At 56.6% G+C, this 12,076-nt stretch carries 9 protein-coding genes; 8 read left to right on the top strand and 1 reads right to left on the bottom strand.

The features are described from left to right. Window positions 1-259: 259 nt before the first annotated feature. The 6 genes from ABF824_RS13055 to ABF824_RS13080 all read left to right on the top strand — a co-directional run bounded on the left by ABF824_RS13055 (window position 260) and on the right by ABF824_RS13080 (window position 9,869). Entirely contained in the window at window positions 260-2,689 is a 2,430-nt protein-coding gene (locus ABF824_RS13055) for a TonB-dependent receptor (protein WP_415489444.1), read from the top strand. A 338-nt stretch (window positions 2,690-3,027) separates the two neighbouring features. After that, window positions 3,028-6,081, top strand: a complete 3,054-nt coding sequence (gene fdnG, locus ABF824_RS13060) for a formate dehydrogenase-N subunit alpha (RefSeq protein WP_415489445.1) — start codon at window positions 3,028-3,030, stop codon at window positions 6,079-6,081. Window positions 6,082-6,092: 11 nt separating this feature from the next. Next, complete coding sequence (gene fdxH / locus ABF824_RS13065) at window positions 6,093-7,043, top strand: formate dehydrogenase subunit beta (RefSeq protein ID WP_415489446.1); 951 nt, start codon at window positions 6,093-6,095, stop codon at window positions 7,041-7,043. Further along, the gene (locus ABF824_RS13070) at window positions 7,043-7,696 is read left to right on the top strand and encodes a formate dehydrogenase subunit gamma (protein WP_415489447.1); all 654 of its coding nucleotides are present in this window, start codon (window positions 7,043-7,045) and stop codon (window positions 7,694-7,696) included. Before fdxH ends, ABF824_RS13070 begins: the two co-directional genes overlap by 1 nt. Beyond that, window positions 7,696-8,595 (top strand): formate dehydrogenase accessory protein FdhE, encoded by a 900-nt coding sequence (gene fdhE / locus ABF824_RS13075; protein WP_415489448.1) that lies wholly within the window; start codon window positions 7,696-7,698, stop codon window positions 8,593-8,595. The genes ABF824_RS13070 and fdhE overlap by 1 nt, the downstream gene beginning before the upstream one ends. A gap of 23 nt (window positions 8,596-8,618) precedes the next feature. Then, complete coding sequence (locus ABF824_RS13080) at window positions 8,619-9,869, top strand: molybdopterin molybdotransferase MoeA (RefSeq protein WP_415489449.1); 1,251 nt, start codon at window positions 8,619-8,621, stop codon at window positions 9,867-9,869. 7 nt (window positions 9,870-9,876) lie between these two features. On the opposite strand, the gene mobB is transcribed toward ABF824_RS13080, so the two are convergent. Beyond that, the gene (gene mobB / locus ABF824_RS13085; RefSeq protein WP_415489450.1) at window positions 9,877-10,404 is read right to left on the bottom strand and encodes a molybdopterin-guanine dinucleotide biosynthesis protein B; all 528 of its coding nucleotides are present in this window, start codon (window positions 10,402-10,404) and stop codon (window positions 9,877-9,879) included. A gap of 90 nt (window positions 10,405-10,494) precedes the next feature. Between mobB and ABF824_RS13090 the strand changes: the two genes are divergently transcribed. Together ABF824_RS13090 and fdhD are read left to right on the top strand one after the other, a co-directional pair. Further along, a complete protein-coding gene (locus tag ABF824_RS13090) occupies window positions 10,495-11,115 on the top strand; it encodes a molybdenum cofactor guanylyltransferase (RefSeq protein ID WP_415489451.1) in 621 nt (206 codons plus the stop codon). Then, window positions 11,108-11,938 (top strand): formate dehydrogenase accessory sulfurtransferase FdhD, encoded by an 831-nt coding sequence (gene fdhD / locus ABF824_RS13095; protein ID WP_415489452.1) that lies wholly within the window; start codon window positions 11,108-11,110, stop codon window positions 11,936-11,938. Before ABF824_RS13090 ends, fdhD begins: the two co-directional genes overlap by 8 nt. Window positions 11,939-12,076 lie beyond the last annotated feature (138 nt).

A 12,076-nucleotide genomic window follows, 5' to 3' on the forward strand; every position in this document is an offset into this window, starting at 1 on the left:
ATAATGTACACACTGTTTTCATATTTCCTTTAATTTAAACGTGTTTTCCTATTTTTCTGCAAAATACTACCCCATCACTCCAGCGATATAGTTGCAAAAAAACAACAGATTTTTATCGATCCACCCATCATTGCTGTTTCGGGATGAAATCGACTTCAAAATGCTGATTTCATTGCGATAGGATAACGGGACAGCGCGATATTCGCACATGAAGAAACAGAAAATGTTTCGTGGGCATTCTCGGGAGGGTAATCTTACAATGAAGAAGAAACTCGCTTTTACGTGTTCTCTTCTCGTTACAACGATATTTTCGTGCGATATCGTTACACTATCGGATGCTCTTGCCAGAACGGTGAAGAAGAGCGCTGCCGCCAAACCTTCCGTGACGCCCTCTGCTGCTCCCGCTGCACATCGCAAACGGGCCACTGGTCCGATGCATGCCAGCGGTGGCGGAGAAAACGTATCCGTCTCGGTTCGCCGTCGCAGTGCCCCCGCACATATTCTTGTTTCCAAAGCCGCCATCGAACGGCTGGCGCCGGGTATGAATCCCATGGCGGCTCTGAATCAGTCGCCTGGTGTCAACTTCCAGTCGGCAGATGGGCAGGGAACATCGACTTGGTCCACGCAAATTTTCATGCATGGCTTCGCCCAGTCTGAAGTCGGCATGACGCTCGATGACATGCCTCTCGGTGAAATGACGTATCGTAACTATAACGGCGTCAATCCCATTCTGGCATCAGCTCCCGAGAACGTCGCTGGCATTGATGTTTCTCAATCTGCCGGTGCTGAAGATGTTGCGTCCACCAACAATCTCGGTGGCTCACTTGCCTACCGCACAATCGACCCCTCCCATAAACTGGGCGGCTCGGTACAGCAGGGTTTTGGCAGCTACTCCAATTACCATACGTTTGTTCGGGTAGACAGCGGTGATCTGAATTCCATTGGAACACGCTTCTATGTTTCCTATGTGCGCAATGATCAGCAGAAGTGGAAAGGCTATGGTGAGCAGTTCCAGCAGCAGGTGAGCGCCAAATTCATTCAGCCGGTCGCAGAAAAAAGCTCGGTTACAGCTTATTTCAACTATTACGATCTGCATGAAAACGTTTATCAGGACATGTCCCCAGAAATTCTTCAGAAGATGGGGAACAAGATCGATTATTATTATAACGGTAAAAATAGTGGGTATCTGACCGCCATCAACGCCGCAAAGGGTATTTATCCTGCCGGTTATGAAAAACTTTCTGATCCACTTGATGCGTCCTATTATGAAGGACCGACCAACGAAACCGGATATCTGGGTTATATCAAATCTGATCTGACCCTCACTGATCGGATCAAGTGGGTTACAACCGCTTATGGCCACGGTGATTCGCAGCAGACGGGCTGGACCTCGCCCTATTATGGCTCGCCCAACGGCTCTCCTCTGAGTGAAATCGTGAAAGAACCCGGAATCCGGCGCTTCGGCATTCTCTCCCGGGTAACTTACGATATCGCCAAGAATCACATTGGTGCTGGCGTATGGTATGAGAATAACTCTTACCAGTCACCGATGTATGCTTACAGTCTGCCAAATGTTGTCAACGGGCAGGTCATGGGCTCCATCCCCAACCCGCTTGGACATTACAGCAATCCATTCGACCAGATTTTCAACCAGAACTATAACTCCAACACATTCACGGCTTTTGTGAATGATACTTATCGCCCCATCAACAATCTCGCGTTACATTTTGGCTTCAAATCCCTGCTGTCCACGCAGCGTGTTGGCGATGGTCACCTGAGTTCCGCGTATTACGGTAACAACGACACCATCACGAGCGGCGAAAGCCTGACAACCGCCAAAGCATTCCTTCCGCACATCGGCGTTGATTACCGGTTCCTGAAGCATCATGAAATCTACATTGATATTTCGGAAAATGCGCGAAACTATATGGAATCCGGCTTCAAGCTGTCCGCATCACCCTTCGCAGTGACGCAGGAAGCCTATAACGCCAGCCGCAACTCCATCCGTCCGGAAAAAGCATGGACCTACGCTATCGGGTATCGTTATTCGGATCCTCTGATGGATGCATCGGTTTACGCTTACAGAACCAATTTTTCCAATCGCCTGCAGCAGATCACGGCCGGTTCGGTCATCAACCCGATTTCAGCTGTTGAAAACGTCGGTGGTGTGACGATGAACGGCGTGGATGCCCAATATGTCATCCGCCCCATCTCTCACCTCGCGATTTCCAACAGTGTGAGCTATAACCACGCGACTTACGACAACAACATCACACAGCAGGGAACCCTCTATCACACCAAGGGTCAGCAGGTCGTCAACTATCCCCGCTTTATGTATAAGGCGAACCTTACTTATGACTGGCGTTCTCTGAGCTTCTATATTGAAGGCATTTACCTAAGCCACAGAAACTACGATTATTCGGGTCAGCTGCATGTTCCCGGATACTGGCTCTCAAATCTTGGCCTGCAGTGGCACGTCAAGAAACCTTCGGATAAGGGCGAACGTCTGGGTGGTTTCGTAAAAGGCCTTACCCTTTCCTTCAACCTCAACAACATCACGAACCAGACCTATATCGCAACCATGGGTGAGAACGGTAACCCGCTGGATTCCGCCTCCGGCTATAGCTACCAGTCAATGATCCTTGGCATGCCTCGTACCGCTTTCGGTTCCATCAGGGCCGACTTCTGATCCAGGCATCCTGCCACCAGCAACAGGGTTCCGTGTCGTGGCCACCCCCGCTACGACACGGAACCCTTTCCTGTTTTCAGGGCCGTGTCACACGCGTGCCGCATCTCCATTTTCCCGCAAAGAGATATCAGCACTTCACAGGTCAGCCTCATTCAAAAACACAACTATAAATACAGAAATATAGACAACTATATTCCTCTATTTATAGTAAAAACAGCCGATCTACCCGCGAAATTCTGAATAAAAGCAAAAATCCGTGATCCGGATCAAAGACAAGGCAAACAAATCGCGTCTAGGAGGTTATCCAGCTTAGCGATCAGGATAGCAGGATATCCCCTATGACGACCCTCGGGCGTAGAGAGTTTCTAAGAAATACAGGCACTTGCGTCGCCGGTGCCAGCGCCATTGCCCTTGGGTTCACGCCTCCCCGCGCTCATGCGCAGGAAACGCGCCAGTACAAACTCCTCCGCGCAAAAGAGACGCGCAACAACTGCACCTACTGCTCGGTCGGCTGCGGTATCCTGATGTATTCGCTGGGAGACGGCGCCAAGAACGCCAAACCCAGCATCTTCCATATCGAAGGTGACCCGGATCATCCCGTCAGCCGTGGCTCCCTCTGCCCGAAAGGCGCGGGGCTGGTGGACTTCATCCACAGCGAGAGCCGCCTGCAATATCCGACCTATCGCGCGCCGGGCAGCCGTGAATGGAAGCGGATCAGTTGGGAAGAGGCGACCAGCCGGATCGCCCGTCTCCTGAAGGACGACCGCGACAAAAACTTCATCCAGCGGAATGAAAAGGGCGAGCTGGTCAATCGCTGGCTCAGTTCAGGCATGCTGGCATCCTCTGCCGCCAGCAACGAAACCGGACTGCTGGATTTCAAATTTGCCCGCTCTCTCGGCATGCTGGGGCTGGATTGTCAGGCCCGCCTCTGCCACGCCCCGACCGTCTCGGCCCTTGGTCCAAGCTTCGGACGCGGCGCGATGACCAACAACTGGGTGGACATCAAGAACGCCAACGTCGTGCTGATCATGGGCGGCAACCCGGCGGAAGCGCACCCGGTGGGCTTTAAGTGGGTGATGGAAGCCAAGGTCCGCAACGCCGCCAAGGTGATGGTGGTCGATCCGCGCTTCAACCGCAGCGCTGCCGTGGCAGATTTCTACGCGCCAATCCGCGCCGGTTCCGATGCCGCCTTCCTGCTGGGCGTGGTGAATTACCTGCTCTCCCATGACAAGATCCAGCATGAATACGTCAAGGCCTACACCAACGCGGCCCTGATCGTGCGGGAAGACTTCCAGTTCCATGAAGGCGTTTTCAGCGGCTACGACGCAGCGAAACGTAGCTACGACATGGCCTCGTGGGATTACGAACGCGACGAGCAGGGTTTTGCGAAGAAAGACCCGACGCTCCAGAATCCGCGCTGTGTGCTGAACCTTCTGCGCGATCACGCCAGCCGCTACACGCCGGAACTCGTCTCGCAGATCACCGGCACGCCGGAAAAGGACTTCCTGCATGTGTGCGAAACGCTGGCCTCCACCAGCGTGCCCGACCGGACTGCCACCATGCTGTTCGCTCTTGGCTGGACACATCACACCAACGGCGCGCAGGTCATCCGCACCGCCGCGATCATCCAGATGCTGCTCGGCAATGTCGGTATGCCCGGCGGTGGCCTGAACGCTCTGCGTGGCCACTCCAACATTCAGGGTTACACTGATCTCGGCCTGCTCTCCACGCGCCTGCCGGGCTACATGAACCTGCCCAAGGACAGCCAGCAGACGCTGGACACCTATCTACATGCCTCGACACCCAAAGCGGACGAGCCCAACGAGGTCAATTACTGGCACAACACCCCCAAATTCTTCGTCAGTCTGATGAAAACGCTTTGGGGCGATCACGCGACTGCCGCTAACAGCTGGGGTTATGACTGGCTGCCCAAGTGGGACCGCAGCTACGACATGCTGGCCTATTTCGAACTGATGCATCAGGGCAAGGTCAACGGCTACATCGCACAGGGCTTCAACCCGCTTGCCGCAATGCCCGACAAGAACCGGATGCGCGAGGCGTTCTCCAAGCTGAAGTTCCTCGTCACGATCGACCCGCTGGATACGGAAACGTCCAACTTCTGGCAGAATGAAGGCGTCTATAACGACGTGAAGTCGGAAGAGATCCAGACCGAAGTCTTCCGCCTGCCCTCCACCTGCTTCGCTGAAGAAAACGGCTCCATCGTTAATTCGGCCCGCTGGCTCCAGTGGCATTTTTCGGGTGCGAAACCGCCCGGCGAAGCGTGGAGCGACGGGCGCATTCTCGGCACCATCTACACCAAGATGCGCGAACTGTACGCGAAGGAAGGCGGCACCTGTCCCGAGCCCGTGCTGAACATGCAGTGGAACTACCGTGACCCGGAAGAACCCACGCCGGAAGAAGTGGCGCAGGAATCCAACGGTTACGCACTGGCGGACATTCAGGACGCCTCCGGCAAGGTCGTAGTGCGGAAGGGCGAACTGCTGCCCGACTTCTCCGTGATGAAGGATGACGGCACAACGAGCAGCTATTGCTGGGTGTTCGCCGGTTCGTGGACGCAGGCCGGAAACCAGATGGCGCGGCGCGACAACACCGATACCGGCCTCGGCAACACGCCGGGCTGGGCGTGGGCATGGCCCGCCAATCGTCGCCTGCTCTACAACCGTGCGTCGATGGACCCGCAGGGCCGTCCGTGGGACCCGCGTCGCCAGATCATCGAATGGGATGGCCAGCGCTGGACCGGCGCCGATGTGCCGGACTATCCGCTGACCTCCCCGCCGGGCAGCGGCGTCGGTCCGTTCATCATGCAGAGTGAAGGCACGGCGCGCCTGTTTTCCGGGCACTCTCTGGTCGATGGTCCTTTCCCGGAACATTACGAGCCGACGGAAAGCCCCGTCACCGGTCCGGCGCTCGGCAAGACCGTGCGGCATAATCCGGTCGCCCGCGTGTTCGCCGATGAAACACCCCGTATGGGAAGCCCGGATCAGTTCCCTTATGTCGCCACGACCTATTCCATCACGGAACTGTTCCGTCACTGGACCAAGCACTCCCAGCTGAACGCCATCATGCAGCCGGAGCAGTTCGTGGAGATCGGCGACCGTCTGGCAGGCAAGCTCGGGATCGTCGCGGGCGACATGGTCCGCGTGTCTTCCAAGCGCGGCTATATCGAGGCCAAGGCCGTAGTCACCAAGCGGCTCAAGCGCCTGAACGTGCTGGGCAACGATCTCGATCAGATCGGCATTCCCTGCCACTGGGGCTTCAAGGGGGCGACACGCAAGGGCTTCCTCGCCAACACGCTGACACCGGCCATGGGCGACGCCAATTCCCAGACGCCGGAATTCAAGGCGTTCCTTGTCAATGTTGAGAAAGCCTGAGGAGCGTCACGATGAGCATGCAGTCACAGGACATCATCCGCCGCTCCGCCACCAACGACTTCACGCCCACGCCGCAGGTCCGCAGTCATGAGACGGAAGTCGCCAAACTGATCGACGTGTCTCTCTGCACGGGCTGCAAGGGCTGCCAGGTCGCCTGTTCCGAATGGAACGACCTGCGCGACGAGGTCGGGCACAATGTCGGCGTTTACGACAATCCCGCCGATCTCACGTCGGAGACATGGACCGTCATCCGCTTTGACGAGGTGGAAGACGAGAACGACAAGCTGGAATGGCTGCTGCGCAAGGAAGGCTGCATGCACTGCGAGGAGCCGGGCTGCCTGAAGGCGTGTCCCAGCCCCGGCGCCATCCTTCAGTTCGCCAACGGTATTGTCGATTTCCAGTCCGAACAGTGCATCGGCTGCGGCTACTGCGTGGCGGGCTGTCCCTTCGACATTCCCCGCATCAGCAAGACGGACAACCGCGCCTATAAATGCACCCTCTGCGCCGACAGGGTGGCTGTCGGTCAGGAACCGGCCTGCGCGAAGACATGCCCCACCGGCGCGATCGCGTTTGGTTCCAAGGCGGAAATGAAGGATCTGGCCGCCGAACGGGTGGAAGAGCTGAAAAGCCGCGGTCATGAGGGCGCGGGTCTTTACGATCCGGCAGGCGTCGGCGGCACGCACGTCATGTATGTGCTGACCCATGCCGACAAGCCGGAACTCTATCATCGCCTCCCCGCCAACCCGACAATCAGCCCGATCGTGCGGGGCTGGAAGGAATGGCTCAAGCCGGTGGGCGCACTCGGCTTCATCGCCACCGTCGCTGGCGCTTTCGCGCACTATATGGGCGTCGGCCCCAACACAACGGACGAAACGCCGCACATCGACCCGAAACCGGAACCCGAAAGGGAACCGCAAGGGGCCGATAACAGATCGTCAGAAGAAGATCGGAGGGATGTGTGATGGACACCACCAATCGCGTTCTGCGCACGAAATTTGGTGATCGCCTCCTCCACTGGACGATGGTGGCGTGCTTCTTCCTTGTCGCCATGTCCGGGCTGTCATGGTTCTTTCCCAGCCTGCACTGGCTCGGCAGCGTTCTCGGTCCGCCGCAACTGGCGCGTATCCTGCACCCATTCCTCGGCGTGGTCGTCTTCCTGCTGCTGATGTGCATGTTCGTGCGCTTCGTACATCACAACATGCCGGTGCGCACGGATGGGATCTGGTTCCGCCATGTGCTCGACGTGCTGATGAACCGCCACGGCGAGGATCTTCAGATCGGAAAATACAACGCTGGCCAGAAGATTTTGTTCTGGGGCATCATGTCGCTGATCAGCGCGCTCTTCGTCACCGGACTGGTGATCTGGCGCGCCTATTTCGCCATGTATTTCCCCATTCCTGTGATCCGGGTGGCGCTTCTCGCTCATTCGGCCGCGGCTCTGGCGCTCATTCTGCTGGTGCTGGGTCACATCTATATGGGCATCTGGGTGCGCGGCTCGATCGGTGGCATGATCACGGGCTATGTCTCCCGCGCCTGGGCACGCCAGCATCATGACCGCTGGTACGCCGAGGAAGTTCTGCCTGAAGAAACCTCCTCCACGAAACGGCATTCCTGATGCGCCGTGAATCAGATGTCGTTCCACTCGACAAACGGACGCCCGGCGTTCCCACGATCGAGCCGCTGATTTTCCCGAAGCTGGAGCGGTTATATGCGCGGCGCGCCAAAAGACTGACCGCGCTGGCCGACCAACAGGGGGAATATTTCCATTTCCTGTCCCGGCTTGTGGATGTGCAGAAACGGCTGGTGGAACACTCATTCCTGAGTGCATCAGCTGCTGCCGCACTTCATGCTCTCATCCGGCAGGGTTACGATCACCCCGGACTGGAACAGGCACTTGCGGATCTGTCTGTCTGGCAGGATGTTTATGCGGAACTGGTCAGGGAACTGGCGGCCTCGCTGCCCTCACCCGCACGAGCCACTCTGGAGACTGCATTGTGGGCTCCATCGACTCTCAGTCATCAGGCAGCCCGGCTTCTGCGAGGCGACTATAGCAATGTGGATTCAGGCTTGGCCGTCGTGCTGTGGGCGGCGCTTTCTGTCTGCTGGGCGCAAACGATGGCGCATGTCGGTCAGGAAGCAAAAGGCGGACAGGTAGCCTCGTGCCCGTGCTGTGGCGCACCGCCGGTGGGCAGCCTTGTTCTGGGCGGAGACCGCGAGGGCCTGCGCTATTTGCAGTGCAGTCTGTGCGAAACGCGCTGGCATCGGGTGCGAGGCGTCTGCATCAGTTGTGAGGCTTCCGGTCGTCTAGAGCATTATACGCTCGATGATCTGAAATCCGCGATACAGGCGGAGACATGCGGCGACTGCAAGACCTACGTAAAAGTGTTCCGTCTCGACTACGATCCCGAACTGGAAGCCGTGGCGGATGATCTCGGAAGTCTTATGCTAGACAGAATGGTGGAAGAGGAAGGATTTACCCGACTGGGGCTGAATCCCTTTTCCTTTCCAGCATGAAACTCTGTCTGGTGGAAAATCCGGTGATCCGCACGCATAAAGCCTGCGCCAACATGCCCGAGATGGTCAGTTATGACACGGCACAGGCGCTTCTTGCCGCCACGTTGTGTGATCTGCCGCCCATAGGCATGGAACGCGTGCCGACTGCTCTGGCGTCCGGGCGCATTCTGGCGGAGGACGTGCATGCGCTGACCCCTCGTCCGGAAGCCGATATTTCCGCCATGGACGGCTATGCGTTCCGCTCTTACGATATGCGGAATGCAGGTGACATCGGTCTCCCGATTGTTGGCCATGTCGCGGCGGGAGACAGACCGGTTCCTCTCTCAGAAGGTACTGCCTGCCTGATCCTGACGGGGGCGCGGATTCCGGAAGGCGCTGACTGCGTCATGGCACGAGAGCGCACCCATGTAATCCGAAACCGTGTAACCCTGACTGATCAGACCGCAAGAGTTGGTCTGAATATCCGGCGGGAAGGAGAAGAATTCCCCCTCGGGCAATGCCTGCTGCAACGAGACCAATCTCTGGACTGGCGGCATATCCCGCTCCTTCTCAGTCAGGGAATAACGGATGTGTCGGTTTATCGGCCGATCACTGTCAGCGTGCTGGCCAATGGCGCTGAATTCGCCTCTCAGGCGGAGGATGCTCGGGAAGAACTGAATACGCACATGCTGGCGGCGATGCTGCGCAGCGACACCGTGCATGTCACACGGCAGGTTGCTGCATCCGATAGAGAGGAAGAACTCCGAAACGCTCTGCTTCACTGCGTTGAACAGTCGGACGTTATCGTCACGACGGGCGGCATATCCGTTGGCCAGACTGACCATGTTCTGTCTGTTCTGTTGCAGCTGGGCGCTTCCTGCGTCTTTCGACGGGTCAGCATGCGTCCCGGCAAACCCATGACGGTCATGCGTCTTGGTCGGAAAATCGTGTTCTGTCTTCCCGGAAATCCAGGGGCGGCGGCACTCTGCGCGCAGCTCTTCGTCATACCGTTTCTGAAAGCCATGATTCTTTCTTCGGACCTTCCGCACAGTGGCCTTTCAATGCGGGGACGCAGTACCTTTGCTTACACGCCACCACAGGATGCGACCTGCTTTCTGCCTGTAAGCATCCTGCAGGAGGCAGGTGCAGCACGCTTCCATATTGTTCCTTCTGTCGGATCTTCGGATATCCTGTGCCTTACGCGCGCAGATGGAATCATGCGGATCGATGCAGGTCAGTCGGTGCAGGTTGGAGACTGGAGTGAAATGCTGCCATTTACAGGCCTTCGGCTGTAAAGGCTGACTATGCCAGCATTAAGGTTGCAGCATGCTCTCTTATGAAAACGGCGATGGCAGCTACATCCTCCAATCGCATGAACTTCAGATCCGGTCGATTCTGCGGGATAACAGGGCTGTCTGTCACCACGAGTGCGATGGCTGACGTGTCTGGAAACAGAGGGGCTTTTCCAGTCTCCGGTCGCCATACTTCCAGACTGGTTGGCACAGTCGCATGAAACCCTTCAACCAGAATAAGATCGACAGGCGTCATGGCCTGCACCAAGGCCTCCAAAGAGGGCATCGTGGCCGTTTCATGCTGAAGCACCCACCTCTCCGGCGTCGCCAGCATGACTTCCTGCGCCCCACTCTCCCGGTGTAGAAAGGTATCCTTTCCCGGCTGGTCCATATCCACCCCGTGATGAGTGTGCTTGATGGTCGAGACACGCAGACCCTGCTGCGTCAAAACAGGCAGAAGACGTGTGATCAAGCTTGTTTTTCCCGAGCCGCTTCGCCCTGTAATACCAAAGACGGGTTGTTTACGGCGGGCTGGCATGGACGGGAAAACTCATATCTTGTGAGATGGGGTGACAAAAACATTCTAAAAGGTCGTAATGACGAAAGCCAATGACGGGCGGAAAACAGGGTGAATGTATTGAACACGGCAGGGCTGGTGCTGGCAGGCGGACAGGGTAGCCGCATGCAGGGACGAGACAAGGCCTTTCTGAATATCAACGGAACAAGCTCACTCGCGCATGTTTTCTCCAGCCTGAACAGCCAATGCAGCGCTATCGCCATAAGCGCGAATGGCGATCGATCCCGTTTTGACGCATGGTCCTGCCCTATTCTGCCAGATCGTCTTCATGACATGGGTCCTCTGGCAGGCCTGCTGAGCGGATTGGAATGGGCGGAAGCTGAAGGATACGAAACATTGGTGAGTGTCCCTGTCGACACCCCTTTCATCCCGTCCAATCTAGTTATCTCTCTTTTACCCGCACCAAGTTTTGCCTGCTGGAATGGACAGGAACATCCTCTGGTGGCGGCGTGGCCCGTCTCATGTCGTCCAATACTGGCAGCGCAACTGGCGAGTGCTGTCGGGGAGGCGAAAAAGCATCAAACCCGCATCCGCACCCTAGCACGCGCCATTGGAGCACGCGGGGTGGACTTCGGTGATCTGCATGAAAAAGATCCGTTCATGAACATCAACACGCCAGAAGATCTCGCCGCCGCGCAAGAATGGAAAGAGAACAATCTTTACCATGACTGAGGATATCCAACTTCCGATCTCTCACAGTTACGACGCTGAACTGATCCGCTGGTCAGACACGGAAATCATCCGCGAAAAGAGAATACTGACTGTCGCAGAAGAGGTGCCTTTATCGCTCGTTTATGGCGGTATCGATTACGCAATCATGATGATCACACCTCATGATGTGAATGATTTCGTCACCGGCTTTTCGTTGACAGAAGGTATTATTTCGTCCGTTTCAGAGCTGCGGCAGATAACCGTCACCAGAACTGAAAATGGCCTGAAGGCAGATATTCTTGTCGGACCGGAAGCGATGCGGAAAGTGCTGTCCCGCAACCGTCGCCCTATCGCCGGTCGCACTGGATGCGGCATTTGTGGGTCGGATGAAAACAGCCTCTTGCACAACCGTCCACCCATGCCTCTCACTGGCGATGAACCATCTCCCACCTCCCTGCACCGAGCATTGGAAAACATCCGCTCTCATCAGGTTCTTAACAAAGACGTCGGCATGCTGCATGCGGCGGCCTGGTGCCACCCAGATGGACATATTGCACATATTCGCGAAGACGTGGGGCGCCATAATGCTCTGGACAAGCTGATTGGTCTCGGTATTCGGGAAAATTTGAATTTCAAACAGGGCTTCTGCCTGCTCACGAGCCGCTGTTCTTATGAAATGGTCGCCAAGGCTGTAACCGCAGGCATCAGCGCAGTTGTTGCGCTCTCTTCCCCAACAGCATTTGCTTTACGCATTGCGCGTGAATCTGGGCTTGTTCTTGTCTCGCCTGCACACTCATTGAGTTTCACTGTCGCGGTTCGGAGCGCAACACTGCGAACCGGGTGATCTTCTTCGTACCGCTGAACCTACAAACACAAAAAGCACCACGAGCGTTGGCTCTGTGGCGTTGGACGAGCGTTCGTTAAAGATGGTTGCGGGGACAGGATTTGAACCTGTGACCTTCAGGTTATGAGCCTGACGAGC

This window comes from Acetobacter sp., assembly GCF_047721705.1.
Taxonomy (GTDB): Bacteria; Pseudomonadota; Alphaproteobacteria; order Acetobacterales; family Acetobacteraceae; genus Acetobacter.